The organism is Pelomonas sp. BJYL3, from assembly GCF_027257975.1.
Classification (GTDB): Bacteria; Pseudomonadota; Gammaproteobacteria; order Burkholderiales; family Burkholderiaceae_C; genus Roseateles_B; species Roseateles_B flavus.
The window spans coordinates 826803-842456 of sequence record NZ_JANZKX010000001.1 but is presented as its reverse complement, the minus strand read 5'-3'; the positions used below and the strand labels follow the sequence as shown (position 1 = coordinate 842456).

Here is a 15654-nt window from a genome sequence, read left to right as displayed (position 1 = left end):
CGGGCGCGGGCTGGCGAGCGCAGATTAGCCAAGGCGGCGCGGGCGCCCAACTGCCCTTTCGGGCATGGCGGGCGCTCTGCGGATCAGGGCCGCGCCAGCCCCGCGGCGCTGCCGCCGGCCTCGCCCAGCCAGCGCTGCAGCAGCTCGGCCGGTGGCGGCCCGGCCTGGGCCACCGCGGGCGCCGCCGGCTTCATCAGCACCACATAGGGCGTGACGCCGCGCCAGCGCGGGTCCACCGCATGGCGCAGGGCCGCGGGCGGCGTGGCGGGGTCGAAGACGAAGAGGCGGTCCGCGGGCAGGTAGGCCTCGTGGCGCAGCAGCTCGGGCCCGGCGCCGTCCATCACCACGACGATGAGCCGGGCATGGCTCTTCTGGGCACGGATGTGGCCGGACAGCTGGGCGATGACGCCCGGGCAGTGCGCGCAGTCCGTGGTGCTGAAGACCACGGCGCTGGGCCCCTTCTCGCTCTGCTGCAGGCGCGACCAGGCGGCGGCGTCCAGGGTTTCGACGCGGCTGGGGTGGGCCAGGGCGGCAAGGGGGAAGACCAGCAGGCCGGCGCAGGCCAGGCGGCGCAGGCGGTGATCAAGGCGTGAGGCGTTCAATGCGGACTCCTTCGGTGCTGCGCCAGTGGCCGTAGATGGCCGATCCGGCGAGGAAGAGCTTGGGGTGGTCGTTGTCCTGGGTGGTGCGGCCCAGCTCGCGCAGGGTGAAGCTCTGGCCGCCGTCCGCGGAGATCCAGGCGCGCCAGCGGGTGCGCTGGCCGTCGAAGCTGCGCCAGGTGATGGCCACCTGCGGGCCGCTGCTCAGCACATCGGCATGCTCGGCGGCCTCGTCGGGCAGCAGGCGGACGTCACCCAGCGGCCGGCCCGCATCGTCCAGCCGGCCGTAGCGCACGCCGACCAGGCCGCCGCGGTCCCCGAACCACACGGCGTGGTAGCCCTGGGCCGCATCGCGCGCCAGGCCGGGACCGTGGTGCGGGCAGCCGTCCAGGGCCCAGCGGTCCTGGGTGGCGCGCACGGGCTCGGCCTCGGGGGCCAGGTCTTGCCCCAGGTGGGTGAAGGCGTGGTCCCGCTCGTTGGGCGCATAGACGTGGCGCCACATCGCCACCACATCCCCCTGCGGCGAGGGCGCGAGGGCGATGCGGCAGCATTCGCAGGAATGGTCCGCCACACGCGTATCCGGGCCGAAGGTGAGGCCGCCGTCCTCCGAGACATTGCGGTAGATCGCCGCGCCACGGTAGGGCGGGGCCTCGCCGGTCGGGCCGGCCTTGCTGGCCTCCAGGTCGCGCTTGTCGATCCACACGGTGTGCAGGCGGCCCTGGGTGTCGAAGGCCAGGGACTCGAAGCGGTGCGTGATCACCTGGCGGTCCGCGTGCACGGTCACGGGCGGGGCGAAGCTGCGGCCGCCGTCGGTGGAGCGCAGCAGGCGCACCTGGGCGGTGTAGGGCTTGGCCAGGGGGCTGCTGTAGGACACGAGCACCAGGCCGCCCTTGCCGATGAGGACCTTGGGCCGGCTCTCGCCGTCCGCGGCCACGCCGTCGTCGCCGATGTCCGGCAGGCGGGGCGCGTCCCAGCTGCGGCCCTGGTCCGTGCTGCGCTGCAGGGCCAGGCGGCCCTGATCGTCGAGGCCCACCATCCAGAAGCTGCCGTCCTCGGCGGCCGCGACGCTGATGGCCAGGGCGGCGCGGGCCTTGGCAGCCTTGCCGGTCTTGGACTGGCCGTGCTGCATGCCAGGCGCGTGGCCGGCAGGCTTGGCGTCCGCCGCCAGGGCGGGGGTGATGACCGCCGCGGCCATCACGAGGGCCAGGGCGGGCAGGAGGCGTGCTGTCAGGAACGCATGCATGGGCTTCATCCTTGGGAGGTGCTCACAGGCTCGCGCGCAGCTCGGTGAACAGCGTGCGGCCGGGGTAGGGGTGGGCCTGGTAGGCGCGCTGGTTGCCGAGGTTGTCGATGCCCACGGCCACCTCCAGGCCCTGGCGCAGCTGGCGGCTCAGGCGCAGGTCCAGCAGGGTGAAGGAGGAGACGCCGCCGTAGACATCGGGGTTGACGTCGCGGTTGTAGGGATCGTTGTAGGCCCGGCCGGAGTGGCGCAGGCCCAGGCTGCCCATCCACAGGGCGTCGGGCCGGTAGACCAGGCGGGCGTTGGCGCGCAGCCGGGGGATGCGGGGCCAGGTCTTGCCCTCGGACTGCGGGTCGCGCGGATTGGCCAGCACGCGGGAGCGGGCCCAGGCGGCGTTGAGGTCCAGGCCGAGGCCCTTCACGAAGAGGTCGTCCACCTGCCACACGGCCTCCAGGCCGTAGGTGCGCACGCGGTCCACATTGGAGACGCGGTTGCGGGTGACGCCGCCGCTGTTGTCGGACTGGCGCAGGATGGCGTCCCGCACATCGTCCAGGAACAGGGAGACGCGCAGGCGCTGCGAGCCCCAGTCCTTCTCGCCGCTGAGTTCCCAGGCGTTGGAGCGCTCGGCGCGCAGGTTCGGGTCGCTGGTGGTCTCGCTATTGGGCGTGAGGGTGCCGTTGTAGAGCTCTTCGACATTGGGGAAGCGCACGCCGCGGCCGTAGCTCAGCTTGAGCAGGGTCTCGGCGTCCCGCTGCCAGGCCAGGGAGAGCTTGGGCGAGGCGCCGGAGAGGCGTCGCGCCTCGTAGGGCATGACGCGATCCGCCATGCCCTCGGGGGCGGGCAGGCAGCGGGCCTCGGTGCCGGGCTTGCAGTCCGCGGCCTTGAGCCGCAGCAGCTGCTGGCCGTCGGTGCTGCGGAACCATTCCTGGCGCAGGCCGCCAGTGAGGCGCCAGTCGGGCTGCAGCTGCCAGCTGTCCTGGACATAGGCGGCCCGCACCTCGGTGCGGCCCTGGTAGCGCTGCGAGAGGGCGCCGAGCCTGCTGCGCCAGTCCGGGGCCTGGTAGCTGGGGCTGTCCAGCACATAGGCGTTGCGGTGCAGGCCGAAGACCCACTCGTGCAGGCTGGCCGCCGGGCGGTACACGGCCTGGGCCTCCAGCGTGTTCCAGCCGGTGCCGTCTCGGTAGGTCCAGACGCCGGGGCCGCCCTGGCGCGCCTGGTCCTCGGCCAGGTTGGCCTGGCGGCTGAGGTCGCTGAGGATGCGGTAGTTCGAATAGACCAGGGAGCCGTTCCACTCGGCGGTGCCGCGGGTCTTGAGCGTCAGGCCCACGTGGCGGTGGCGCTCCTCCCGTTCGGAGGGGGCGAAGGCGGCGGCGGCCTTGCTGCCGTCGGGCACGTCGAAGCTGAACTGGCCATCGCTGACGCGGCCGGACCAGACGGTCGCGCCCTCGCTGTCGCGCAGGAAGCTGCGGTTGCTGTTCTCGGTGCTGTTGGTCCACAGGGCCAGCATGCCGCTGGCCACCCATCGATCGCCCAGGGGCAGTCCGGCCTTGAGCTTGAGCGTGTCCTGGCGCGTGTGGTCCACCGCGCCGCTGCCGGCGCCCAGGATGGCGCGGGGCTGGCCCAGGGGGTCGGTGTCGTAGGTGATGCCGCTGACGCGCTTGTCGCCGGGCCGCGCCGGGTCGAAGCTGCCAGTCTTGCTGTTGACGCCCAGCGTGTAGTAGTTCATCGGCTGGGACTCGCTGTCCTGGCGGTTGTAGGCCGCGCTGAGCCACAGGCCGCTGTCCAGGCGGGTGCCGACGTAGCTGGAGAACTGGTAGCCGCCGTAGCGCTCGGAGAAGCCGTAGAGCTCGAAGCGCTGGCTGTGGCCGCTCAGGCGGGCCGAGGCCTCCAGGCGGCGCGGCTCGCGCTCGGTGGTGACCACGGTGGTGCCGATGGAGTTGCCGGGGTAGATGGCGGAGAAGGGGCCGTAGAGCATGTCCACCCGCGCGATGGCCTCGGGCGTGATCACGTTCCAGCGCGGGGCGTCGAAGCGGCCCAGGAAGTTGGAGATCAGGTAGCCGTCCACATAGGCCAGGCCGCGGCCGGGCTGCAGGGTGCCGAAGCTGCGGCCGCCGATCAGCGCATTGCGGTCGCCGATGTAGCGCTTGCGGATGCTGGTGTTGGGCAGGTAGCGCAGCGCATCTTCCGGGTTGATCAGGTTCTGCTCGCGCAGCTCCTCGGCCGTGACGCTGGCGCTGTTGCTGGGCAGGTTGGCGGCCAGGCCGCTGCGCACCGCCGCGCCGGTCAGCGTGACGGGGGCGAGCTGGGCGTCGGTGCCCACGCCCTGGGCGTGCAGCGCGGTGCTGCTCAGGGCCAGCAAGGTGGCGCCTAGGCCGGCCTGCGGCCGAGCAAGTGGACGGTGCTTCATGAGCGTGCGGAGGCCTGATGAGGACGAGCATCCCCGGCGTCAGCGCCGACGGGACGTGCGGGCCGCTCTGGGTCGGAGCGATGGGTCGGCATGGTAGTGAGGACCTTCCCAATGTGGATAAGCCTGCTCGCGTCTTTGTCCTTTCGGACAGGCCTTGCAGCGCGCCGCTAGGCCCAGGCCTTGTGCATAGTGCGGGCCTGCCCATCGAGGAGGTCCCATGAAGACGCTGGCGCTCTGCGTCCTGGCCGCGCAGCCCTGGCTGCGCCGGGACATTGCCGTGGTGGTCGATGCCCTGCATGGATCGCCCCTTCCCGCTGGCGAGGCGCCGCCGCCCTCGCTGTACGCCGGCCTGCTGGACCAGGCCCGGCGCTACCTCGCGCAGCAGGCGCGGCCGGTGGCCTGGCGCGCCTTCTTCTTCGATACGCTGCAGGACTGGCAGCAGGCCCTGCAGGATCCGGCGCACGGCCTGCGCGGCTGCAGCCAGGAGCTCTTCGTGCTGCAGGCGGGCGAGGCGTCCGAGGCCCTGCAGCTGCCCGCGCGCCTGCGCACCCTCGCCCAGGCGGCCGGCCAGCCCCTGCGCTGCTCGCCGCATTCCTTCCTGCTCTATCTGCAGGGGGACGATGACGTTTCTTCCCAGCCGCCATCGGCCTTCTGGCCCGATGCCAGCACCGGCGGCCTGCACCTGCGCCTGCCGCACGCCGATGCCGACACGCGGCGCGCCGACCTGCTGCGCGTGTTGCTGGACCACCTGGACCATGCCCACCACAACCGCCTGCTGGCGCGCAGCGTCGATGCGGCCGAGCGCCCGCCGGCTCTGGCTCGCGCGCTCCATGCCTTCATGCAGCGCCGCTGGCCAGGGCGCTGGGACTTCCACAGCTACACCGGCTCGGTGATCGCCGCCTTCATCGAGGGCATGCGCCAGCTGGGCCAGGCGGACGGCCGGCCGCAGCTCGGCGGCGTCAACGAGCATGCCCTGGCCTGCGCCGCCATCGCGGGCTGGCAGCTCTTCGGGCGGGCCTACGTGCTGGCAGTCACCTCGGGCATGGTGGACGAGTTCAAGGGCACGCTCGCCAATCTGCAGCGCACGCGCGCACCGGGATTCATCGTCTGCGCCGACAGCGCGCGCGGCCAGTGGCACGCCTTCCAGGGTACGGTGGAGCAGGCGGGGGACGGCCGCACGCTGATGCAGGCCCGCGGCCTGGCGCAGGTCTACCTCGAGTCGCCCGAGCAGCTGGAGGCGGGGCTGCGCCAGGCCTTCGCTGCGCTGGACCAGGGCGAGGGGCCCGTGGTGATCTTCGCCAGCCCCGCGGTGCTGGAGAGCGGCCTGGGCGTGGACGAGACGGCCCTCGCCGAGCCCGCCCCGGCGCAGCCGGCCCTGCGGGTGGAGGTCGACCCGGCGCACTGGGGGGCCCTGCTGTCCCTGGTCAACACGCAGCACAAGCGACTGCTGTGGTTCTGCGGCCGGCTCAGTGATGAGGAGCGCGCGCTGGTGCACGAGATCGCCGAAGCCGCGGGCATCGCCCTGTGCGACGGCATCGCGCACCCGGGCAGCGTGGCCGCCTACGCGGGCGGGCGCGAGCAGCCCCACTACCTGGGCACCCTGGGCCTTTACGGCTTCAGCCGCGCGGTCCACCGCTACCTGCACGAGGGCGAGGCCTTGCGCCCCGTGGGGGCCCAGAGCCTCTTCTTCCTCAAGAGCCGCGCCGACCAGATCTGCACGCCCTTCTCGGAGGGCCGCCTGGCCCGCCACCTGCACATCGTGCAGGTCACGAACCGGGGGCAAGACCTGGCCCCCTTTGCCGACCTGCCCCTGCAGATGGACCTGCTGGACTTCCTGCAGCGCCTGAAGGCCGGCCTGCAGGTGGAGGCCGATGTGCGGCGCTGGCGCCAGGACGCCATCGCCCAGGCGCGGCGCTGCCCGCCGGAGCACCTGGTGGACCGCATCGAGACCCTGCCCATGACGGCCAACTACTTCTTCCACCGCCTGGGCGGCCTGCTGCGCCGGCTGATCGAGGAGGAAGGCCTGCGCTACCACGGGGTCTATGACGTCGGCCGCTGTGGGGTCTCGGCCCTGCGCAATGTGCCGCGCACCGACCCCGGCTTCTCCGGCTGGTACGGCCGCGCGCTGATGGGCGATGCGCTGATGGCGCTGCCGGCCATCGCCCTGCACAGCCCGCGCCAGGTGCTGGCCTTCATCGGCGACGGCGCGCGGGCCCTGGTGCCCGATGTGGAGCTGCAGCTGCTGCGCCAGATGTCCGGCCGGCCCGATGCGGCGGAGCTCAACGTCAGCGTCTTCTACCTGCACAACGGCATGCTCTCCATCATCCAGAGCTACATCGACCTGCGCTTCGCCCGCGACGGTGCGGCCCAGGTGCACGTGCCCTGGCGGCCCCGGGACGACAGCCTGGAGCGGCACGGCCCGCTCGCCCTGCAGCGCCGCCGCCTGCTGCGCTTCGACGAGGCCCGGCTGCGCGAGGACCTGCAGGCCCGCGGCCGGCTCAACGTCTTCGAGGTCCAGCTCACCCACAACTCCAGCGGCGACGGCATGAGCCTGGCCTCCGAAGGCACCTGGAGCCGCATCACGCCCAGCGAGGAACACGCGCCATGAAATTCGGCTTCATCGCCCACCCCACCAGCCTGGCCCTGAAGCGCCAGGTCAAGCTGTGCGACCTGCTCGGGCGCGCCGTGCAGGACGCCGAGCAGGGCTTCGACCCCGCCCTGTGGCAGGCGCAGAGCCTGGTGCCCTTCGCCCGCTTCGGGCAGATCCACAGCGGCGCCGGGGCCCGCTGCGAGGGGCTGCTGCAGTACCTGCCGCTGACGGCCGAGGAGATGCTGCGCCAGCCGCGCCAGATCGCCGAGCGCGTGCTGCGCGCCGTCGACGCGCTGGCCGGGCAGGGGGCCGAGCTGGTGGGCCTGGGCGGCTTCACCGGCATCGTGGGCAACCGCGGGCTGCAGACGCTGGAGCGCGCCCGCGTGCCCGTCACCACCGGCAACTCGCTGACGGCCTACGCCAGCTGGCGCAATCTGCTGGACGTGATGACCCTGCTGGAGCTGGAGCCGCAGCAGCAGGAGGTGGCCATCGTGGGCTACCCGGGTTCCATCGCCCTGGTGGTGGCCAAGCTGCTGGAGGATTCGGTCGGCCGGCTGCTGCTGGTGCACCGTGGCGGCGGCGATCGCCTCGCCGAGCAGCTGCAGTACCTGGGCCCCGGCTTGCGCGAGCGCGTGCGGCTCACCGACCGCATCGAGGACTGCTACGACAAGCCGCGCCTGTTCCTGGCGGCCACCTCCAGCGGCGACGTGATCGAGGAAGCCCGCCTGGCGCCGGGCTCGGTGGTGGTCGACGCCGCGCTGCCCCGCGACGTGCGGCCGGCCCCGCGCCGCCGCGAGGACGTGCTGATCATCGACGGCGGCCTGGTCAGCGCCGACCGCGCCTTCAGCCTGGGCACCGACACCCTGGGGCTGAGCCCCACCCGCATGATGAACGGCTGCCTGGCCGAGACCATGGTGCTGGCGCTGGAGGGCCGGCGCGAAGCCTTCTCCATCGGCCGCGAGCTGGACGTGGACAAGGTCCGCGAGATCGGCCGCCTGGCCCAGCGCCACGGCATCACGCCCGAGCGCATGAGCGCGTACGGCGAGCCGCTCAAGCCCGCGGACGTGCGCGCCCTGGCCCGCTTCCACGCAGCGGGCGCGCCGCGTGCCGTGCAGCGCCCCGGCCGCCTGCACGAGGAGGTCCTGCAGAACTTCGGTGCCCACATCAACCCGGTGATGCGCGAGTTCTTCGAGCTCAACCACATCGATCGCGTCTTCGTGAAGGCCGAGGGCTGCACCCTGCAGGACGCCGAGGGTCGCGAGTTCCTGGACTTCGTGGCCGGCTACGGCTGCCTCAACATGGGCCACAACCACCCGCGCTGCGTGGGCGCGCTGCGGCACTTCCTGGACAGCGGGGCGCCGAGCTTCGTGCAGTACGTCTCGGCCCCCGAGCTCAGCAGCCGCCTGGCCGCGCGCCTGGCGGCGCTGGTACCGGGCGGGCTGTCGCGCGTGTTCTTCTGCAACTCCGGCACCGAGGCCGTCGAGGCCGCGCTGAAGCTGGCCATGGCGGCCGCCGCTCCCGGGCAGCGCCGCGTGCTCTATTGCGACAACGGCTACCACGGCAAGACCCTGGGCGCCCTCTCGGTGACTGGCCGCGACAAGCACCGCCAGCCCTTCATGCCCCTCATCGAGCGCTGCAGCGCGCTGCCTTTCGGGGACCTGGCGGCGCTGGAGGCCGCGCTGCAGTCGGGCGACGTGGCGGCCTTCATCCTCGAGCCCATCCAGGGCGAGGGCGGCGTGATCCTGCCGCCGCCGGGCTATCTGCGCGGCGTGCGCGAGCTCTGCGACCGCCACGGCTGCCTGATGATCCTCGACGAGATCCAGACCGGCCTGGGCCGCACCGGCCGGATGTTCGCCTGCGAATGGGAGGGCGTGGCGCCGGACCTGATGGTGCTGGCCAAGTCCCTCTCCGGCGGCCTGGTGCCCATCGGCGCGATGCTGGCCCGGCCCGATCTGTGGGACCGCGCCTATGGCAGCCGCGACCGCTTCAGCCTGCACAGCTCCACCTTCGGCGGCGGCAATCTTGCCGCAGCGGTGGCCCTGGAGGCCCTGGCCGTGCTGGAGGAGGAAGACCTGGCCGGGCGCGCGCTGCGGACGGGCGAGGCCCTGCTCGCCGCCCTGCAGGAGGTGGCCGCGGGCCAGGGCCTGATCCGCGAGGTGCGGGGTCGCGGCCTGATGATCGCCATCGAGTTCGCGCCCAGCTTCGAGGGCGCGGTGCAGGCCTTCGTGCAGGAGTTCAGCGCGCGGCTGCCGGGCCAGCCGCGGGCGATGTACCGCTTCCTGTCCGACCGTGCGCGCGCGCATCTGGAGGCTGCCGTGCCCGAGCTGGAACGCAGCCTGGAGGAGATGCTGGTGCTGCGCATCGTCAGCAAGCTCTCGCAGGAGCACGGCATCCTGAGTTTCGTCACCGCCAATAACAGCAAGGTGTTGCGCATCCAGCCCCCGCTGACGCTCAGCGATGCGCAGGCGCAGCACTTCGTGCGCGCCATCGCCCAGGTCTGCAGCGACCTCTCCACGGTGCCCGAGTGAGGGCCGGGCGCCTTGCCCCAAGGGTCAGGTGACAGGCCCGGGGGCGAGGGACCAAGCTCTCGCCCTGTCAGCACGCACGCTCTGCGCGCGAGCACCGCGCCCACGCCACACACGGACGCACGAACGCACGAACGCACCACGCCTACACCACGCACACACTTCGGGAGAGAACACCCATGTCAGCCACCCTGACCCTGGACGCCAAGGCCGAGCGGCAGCGCTTCGAGGCGCACTGCATGGCCGACCGCCGCATCTGGCCCTGGCTGGGCCGTGCCCTGCTGGACTGGGGCGGCATCGCCCTCGCCATGGCCTGCAGCCTCTGGGCCTTCGGCCAGGTGCAGCACTGGGCGCTGAAGGCGCTCTGCCTGGCCCCGGGCATGTGGATGGTGGGCGTGTTCCAGCACCGCCTGGCCCTGCTGGCCCACGACGCCGGCCACCGCACCATCTGCCCCAATGCCACCGTCAATGACCTGCTGGCCACCGGCCTGATCTACGGCCCGCTGCTGGTGAGCCTGAACGCCTGGCGCATGTTCCACAACGAGGGGCACCACCCCAAGATCCACACCGGCACGCTGCGGGACCCCGAGCTGGTCTTCAAGCGCGTGGACAACAGCTGGGGCCTGCCCATCAGGCGCAGCAAGGTCGCGCTGTTCACCGGCATGGCCCTGTGCGGCGGTGCGCTGCCGGGCGCCGTCATCTTCATCCTCTGGATGGCCTCGCCGCGCTGCTTCGCCCGCATCAACCAGCTGCTGATGCACCTGCTGAAGAAGGGCAAGGACCAGGACAGCGACATCCTCCCCCTGCGCCTGCGCCACCTGCCGCGCGGCCGCGGCGCCATCGCGCGGGACCTGGGCCTGGGCCTGGCCCAGGTGGCCCTGCGCCTGGCGCTGCTGACGGGCCTGGCCTATGGCGTGGGTCAGGCCCTGGACTACAGCGGCTGGCCGATGCTGCTGGCCCTGTGGTTCGGCGGCTATGCCACCGGCTTCTGGGCGGTGTTCCGCCTGCGGGGCTACTGCGAGCATGTGGGCGCGCACACCCTGTCGCTGGCCGAACCTTCGCCGCTGTGGCGCTTCTTCGTGTTTCCGCATGGCGCCTGGGCCCACCAGCTGCACCACGAGATGCCGGGCCTGCCCTTCCACCGCTACCGAGACGTGCTGCGCCGCCGCGGCTCCCTGGGCGTCAGCCCCGGCGATGTGTTCCGCCTCTTCGAGACTTCGCCGCCCCTGGCCTCGGGCGAAGTACCGCCGCCCGACGCCGATGCCAACCTCATGCGCCGTGCCAGCCTGCAGGGCCTGATGCGCGTGGCCGTGATCGACGAGCAGGGCGCGCCGCTGGCCGCGGCCGTCGAGTAGCGCTGCCGCGCCCAATGGCAGAAGGCCCCGTGCTCGCGCCGGGGCCTTCGTCGTTCAGGCGCTCAGAAATAGCGCTGGTAGCGCACAAAGGCCAGGCGCCCGCCCGGGCCGTACTCGCTGCGGGCGTCGCCGCTGAAGCGCTGCAGGCCGGCGCTGAGCACGCCGTTCTCGCTGAGCGACCAGCTGAAGCCCGGGGCGATCAGCTGGCTGCCGTCGCCGGCATTGCGCAGCCACAGGCCCTGCAGCTTCAGCAGGGGCGTGAGCTCGTAGCTGAGGTTCAGGCCGATGGCATGGGCGCCCTGGGGCGGTCGGGCCTGGCCGCCGACCGCCGCCTGCGGAGCGAGGGGCCGGCTGCGCCAGTACCACTCCAGGCTGGCGCTGAGCTGGGGATTGAAGGCGTAGTCCGCCCCCAGCACGCCGCTGAAGTAGGCCGGGCCCGCGGCGGGGGCGGTGCGGGTGAATTCGGCGCGCAGACCGGCATCGGCCCATTGCCCGGCCATGTCCACGGCCAGCAGCCGGTCCTCGCCATAGCGTGCATGGCTGACGCTGAGGTCCATGGCCAGGGCGTGCGTGCGCCACTGAAGCAGCCAGCGCGCAGGCCCGCCGCCGGGCCTGGGGGCGAGCACGAGGCTGGCGCGCGAGAGCGGGCCCAGGGCCTGCTCCATCAGGAGGGCGTCGACGCCGATGAAGTCTTCGCGCTCGATCTGCTGCGGGTTGGGCGGGTTCAGCAGGTCCAGGCTGCTCCACAGCCGGCCCTGGCCCAGGGCGATGCGCTGGCGGCCCAGGGTGGCGCTGAAGTCGCCCGCGCGGGCCTGCACGAAGGCGCGGAAGAACTGCTGGCGGCCGAGGCTGCGGCGGTCCCGCCACCAGACGCTGCGGTCACGCAGGGCCTGGTCCTGGGGCACGGCCAGGGCCTCGTCCAGCGCGGCGCGGTAGGCCGTGTCGCCGCTGAGCAGCTCGCTGTCGTGGTCCAGCTGCAGGCGCAGGCCGCCTTCCGGCCAGGTGGCCAGATCGCCAGCGAGGCTGAGGCGCAGACGCTGGCCCAGGCTGCGCTGGCGCGGCAGGTCCTGCGGCTGCTGGTATACGCCCAGGGCGCGGTAGCTGCCACTGAGCCGCCAGGGGTCCTCCGGGTTGCCGTCCGGTGACTGGGCCTGGGCGAGCTGTGCCAGCAGGCACAGGCCCAGCGCCGGCAGCAGGGGGCGGCCGGCCGTCCTGCCCCGCCTCATGGCTTGGGCTGGACGAGCACGCGAAGCGGCTGCGCCTTGCCCACAAGGGCGGGATCCAGGCACTGGAGCAGCCAGGTGCCGGCGCGGTTGAACTCCCAGACCAGCTCGTCCTTGTCACCGGGGGCAATGGTGAAGACGTGCACGCTCTCGTCCAGCGCCTTGCCACGCTGGCGGCGCGCGTCGGCCAGTGCCTTGAGCGTGGCCGGGCTGCCCAGGGCCAGCTCATGCGGGCGCTTGCCGTTGTTGCTGATGACCAGGCGCACGGTGCTGCCCAGGGGGATGCTGATCTGGGATGGTTCCAGGCGCTCGTCGTCGTCCAGCTCCAGCAGCCAGGTGCGTTGCAGCTTGCGGGGATTGCCGGGGATGCCGAAGTCCAGCTGCTCGACCGGGAAGGGCCCCGCCGCATTGCGCTGGGCATGGACGTGGTCACCATGGGCCTGCGCCTGCGGCGTCAGAAGGGCCAGGGGCAGCAGCAGGCTCATGAAGCGCGAGGGGGCGCGAAAGTGGGAAGGGGACATGGGAGGAAGCTTCAGGGTTGACGCAGGGCGGCGACGGGCTCGCGGCGGCCGATGCGCAGGGCCGGCACCAGCGAGGCCAGCAGCACCAGCAGGCACAGCACGGCGGCGGCGCCCAGCATGGCGGGGCCGGAGAACTGGGGGTGGACGATGTCGCCCAGGCCCAGGCTTTCGGCCCCATGGGCGCGCAGGCGCAGGCCGGTCCAGGCGTAGTGCGCGACCAGGGCGCCGCCCATCAGCAGGCCCGCGCCGGCGCCCAGGGCGGCCAGCACGCCGGCCTCGCCGGCCACCAGGCGCAGCAGGGTGCGCGGGCTGGCGCCCAGGCTCATCAGGGTGCCGAACTCGCGGCTGCGCTCCATCACCGACATCAGCAGGCTGTTCATCGCGATGGTGGCCACCATCAGGAAGACGATGGCCAGGATCAGCAGCACGCCGTGCTTGACCAGGTTGACGGTCTGGGCCACCTCGGGCACCAGCTCCTGCCAGCTCATCAGCTGGCGGCTGCCATCGGTGGGCAGCAGGGCCTGCAGGCCCGCACGCTGGGCTGCCAGGCTTTCGGGATGCTGCAGGCGGACGAGGGCGGCGCTGGCGCTGCCGGGCTGGCCCAGCAGCTGGCGCGCCCGGGCGAGGTCGATGTAGACCATGCCGGTGTCGGGCCCGTGGGCGCCGGTGTCCAGGATGCCGCTGACCACGAAGGCCTCCGACACCAGGCCGCCGTCCGCCCCCTGGGCCATGGCCACCAGGCGCTCGCCCACATGCAGGTCCAGGCGCTCGGCCAGCTTCTTGCCCAGCACGGCGTCCTGCGGCCGGGCGGGCAGATGGCCCTGTACCACGGCCTCGTGCAGGCGCGTGACCTGGCGCTCGGCCTGGGCGTCCATGCCCACCAGCAGCACGGCCTCGGCCTTGCGGGTGCTGCTGACGGTGGCCTCTGACTGCAGGCGCAGGCTCAGGCCCGCCACCTCGGGCCGCTCGCGCAGCCGGGCCAGCCAGGGCTCCTGCGCGCTGAAGTGCCAGGCCGGCTGCATCTGGTGGCGGAACAGCGGGTGCTGGACCTGCAGGTCCGCGGTGACGAAGCCGGTGGTGTTGTCGCTCATCTGCTTCATGAAGCCCGCGGCCAGGGCCTGCACGAAGATGAAGGCCGCCAGGCCCAGGCTCAGCGCGGCACCGGCCAGGGCCGAGCGCCACGGCGAGCGGCGCACATTGCGCCAGGCCAGGGCCAGCGTGGGCCAGCGCGGGCTGCTCGAGGAGGCCACGTCGCGGCGGCTGCGGCGCCGCGGCGGCCGCTCCCTCCAGACGCCGCGCAGCGCCGCCAGCGGCGTGAGCCGCGCGGCGCGCCAGGCCGGCAGCAGCGTGGCCAGCAAGCTCACCAGGCCCAGGCCCAGCAGCAGCGTGGGCAGGCGGCGCGGGTCCAGGTAGGGATGGATGCGCTGGCCCAGGCCCTGCATGGTCTCCAAGGCCTCGCCGTGCTGGGGCAGGCTGATGCCCTCGCGTGCCAGCTGCGTGGCGATCAGCGCGGCCAGGGCATAGCCGATGAAGAAGCCCAGGCCGCTCAGCAGCAGGCCTTCGTAGACGATGCTGCGGCACAGCTGCCAGGGCGTGGTGCCCAGGGCCAGCTGGGTGCCGTACTCGTTCAGGCGCTCGGAGACGGACATCTGCAGGCTGGTCGCCAGGCCCGTGGCCACGACGACGAAGAGGATCAGCATCAGCAGATGGGCCAGGCCCTCGTGGAACTGCACGGACTGCGCCACCGAGGGCAGCAGGGCCGCCCAGTCGCGCAGCACGAGGCCGCAGGGCAGGCCGGCCTGCAGCTGCTGCAGGAGACGGGGGGATGCGGCCAGGCTGTCCAGGCGCAGTGCGGCGCTGGTGATCTCGCCCTCGGTGCCGAAGAGTTCGGAGGCGTCGCCGAGGCCCAGGAAGGCCTGCTGCGCGTCGGTGTGCGAGTTGCCGGTGTCGAAGATGCCGCGCACCTGCAGGCGCAGCGAGCCGATGGCCGCGTGGCGCCCCTCGGCCAGCACGGCCACCTCGTCACCCGGGCGCACGCCCAGGCTGGTCGCCAGGCTGCGGCCCAGCAGCAGACCGCCGCGTTCGCCGGGGCGCAGGTAGTGGCCCTGCACGATCTGGCGGTCCAGGCGCGTGACCTGGGGTTCCTGAACGGGGTCGATGCCCACCAGCAGCACGCCGCGCACCTGGGTGGCGGCGCTCAGCAGGCCGGTGCCGGTGATGCGCGAGCTCACCGCCTTCACGCCCGGCTGGCCGGCGAGGTCCGCGGCCATGTGGGCGGGGAAGCTCAGGTCCAGGCTGGGCTGGTCCAGGAAGTCGACGCGCTGCAGCTGGGCATGGGCGCTGTAGACCTCGGTCATGTTGCGCACCATCTGCTGGTTCTGCCCGTCCAGCACGGACCAGGCCAGCACCATGGCCAGCACGCCCAGGCTGGTGACGCCGAGGATGAGCAGGGAGCGCCGCACCTGGCGGCGCGCATTACGCAGGGCAAGCTTCAGGAAGGGCATGGGCGGAGTCCTCGAGGATGGCGCCGTCCTTGAGGCGCACGAGCCGGCTGGCGCTCTGCATGACGCGGCTGTCATGGGTGGCGATCACGAAGCTGGTGCCGGTGCGCTGGTTCAGGTCGCGCATCAGGGCCAGCAGGCCGTCGCCCGTGTCGGAGTCGAGATTGGCGGTGGGCTCGTCGGCCAGCACCAGGGCCGGGCGGCCGACGATGGCGCGGGCCACGGCCACGCGCTGCTGCTGGCCGCCCGAGAGCTGGTCCGGCCGGCGGTCCAGCAGGGCGCCCAGGCCCACGGAGGCCAGGGCCTCGGAGGCACGCTGGCGGCGCTCGGCCGCGGGCACGCCCTGCAGCACCAGCACGTACTCGACGTTCTCCAGCGCCGACAGCACCGGGATCAGGCTGTAGTGCTGGAAGACGAAGCCCAGCTTGCGCAGGCGCAGGCCCGCCAGCTCGGTCTTGCTGAGCAGGGCGAGGTCCTGGCCGTCCAGCCGCAGCTCGCCGCTGCTGGGGCGGTCCAGCGCGCCCAGCAGGTTGAGCAGGCTGGTCTTGCCCGAGCCGGACGGGCCGGCCAGGGCCACGAACTCGCCGGCCTCGATGCGCAGGTGGACGTGGCGCAGGGCGGGCACGGTCTGCTCGCCCTGCTGGTGCTCGCGGCAGAGGTCGCGGGCTTCGATGAGGGGAAAGCGGGTCATGG

10 protein-coding genes are annotated in these 15654 nt (G+C 72.8%); 3 read left to right on the top strand and 7 right to left on the bottom strand.

What is annotated here, in order from left to right; translation table 11 throughout:
- Positions 1–83: 83 nt before the first annotated feature.
- The 3 genes from O9Y01_RS03740 to O9Y01_RS03730 are packed head-to-tail and all read right to left on the bottom strand — an operon-like array spanning position 84 to position 4246.
- Positions 84–602, bottom strand: a complete 519-nt coding sequence (locus O9Y01_RS03740) for a hypothetical protein (RefSeq protein WP_269630139.1) — start codon at positions 600–602, stop codon at positions 84–86.
- Complete coding sequence (locus O9Y01_RS03735) at positions 583–1842, bottom strand: sialidase family protein (RefSeq protein WP_269630138.1); 1260 nt, start codon at positions 1840–1842, stop codon at positions 583–585. Before O9Y01_RS03735 ends, O9Y01_RS03740 begins: the two co-directional genes overlap by 20 nt.
- 22 nt (positions 1843–1864) lie before the next feature.
- Entirely contained in the window at positions 1865–4246 is a 2382-nt protein-coding gene (locus O9Y01_RS03730) for a TonB-dependent receptor (protein WP_269630137.1), read from the bottom strand.
- A 217-nt stretch (positions 4247–4463) separates the two neighbouring features.
- Between O9Y01_RS03730 and O9Y01_RS03725 the strand changes: the two genes are divergently transcribed.
- The 3 genes from O9Y01_RS03725 to O9Y01_RS03715 all read left to right on the top strand — a co-directional run bounded on the left by O9Y01_RS03725 (position 4464) and on the right by O9Y01_RS03715 (position 10716).
- The gene (locus O9Y01_RS03725; RefSeq protein WP_269630136.1) at positions 4464–6854 is read left to right on the top strand and encodes a decarboxylase; all 2391 of its coding nucleotides are present in this window, start codon (positions 4464–4466) and stop codon (positions 6852–6854) included.
- Positions 6851–9364 (top strand): aminotransferase class III-fold pyridoxal phosphate-dependent enzyme, encoded by a 2514-nt coding sequence (locus O9Y01_RS03720; protein WP_269630135.1) that lies wholly within the window; start codon positions 6851–6853, stop codon positions 9362–9364. The genes O9Y01_RS03725 and O9Y01_RS03720 overlap by 4 nt, the downstream gene beginning before the upstream one ends.
- 176 nt (positions 9365–9540) lie before the next feature.
- The gene (locus tag O9Y01_RS03715; protein WP_269630134.1) at positions 9541–10716 is read left to right on the top strand and encodes a fatty acid desaturase family protein; all 1176 of its coding nucleotides are present in this window, start codon (positions 9541–9543) and stop codon (positions 10714–10716) included.
- Between the two features lie 62 nt (positions 10717–10778).
- Here O9Y01_RS03715 and O9Y01_RS03710 read toward each other — a convergent pair whose 3' ends face one another.
- The 4 genes from O9Y01_RS03710 to O9Y01_RS03695 are packed head-to-tail and all read right to left on the bottom strand — an operon-like array spanning position 10779 to position 15652.
- Positions 10779–11942: a hypothetical protein gene (locus tag O9Y01_RS03710; RefSeq protein ID WP_269630133.1), complete on the bottom strand. Its 1164-nt coding sequence runs from the start codon at positions 11940–11942 to the stop codon at positions 10779–10781.
- On the bottom strand, positions 11939–12460 hold the full coding sequence (locus O9Y01_RS03705) for a cupredoxin domain-containing protein (RefSeq protein ID WP_269630132.1): 522 nt from the start codon (positions 12458–12460) through the stop codon (positions 11939–11941). The genes O9Y01_RS03710 and O9Y01_RS03705 overlap by 4 nt, the downstream gene beginning before the upstream one ends.
- Before the next feature lie 11 nt (positions 12461–12471).
- Entirely contained in the window at positions 12472–14964 is a 2493-nt protein-coding gene (locus tag O9Y01_RS03700; protein WP_269630131.1) for an ABC transporter permease, read from the bottom strand.
- Complete coding sequence (locus tag O9Y01_RS03695; protein WP_269630130.1) at positions 14936–15652, bottom strand: ABC transporter ATP-binding protein; 717 nt, start codon at positions 15650–15652, stop codon at positions 14936–14938. The genes O9Y01_RS03700 and O9Y01_RS03695 overlap by 29 nt, the downstream gene beginning before the upstream one ends.
- Positions 15653–15654 lie beyond the last annotated feature (2 nt).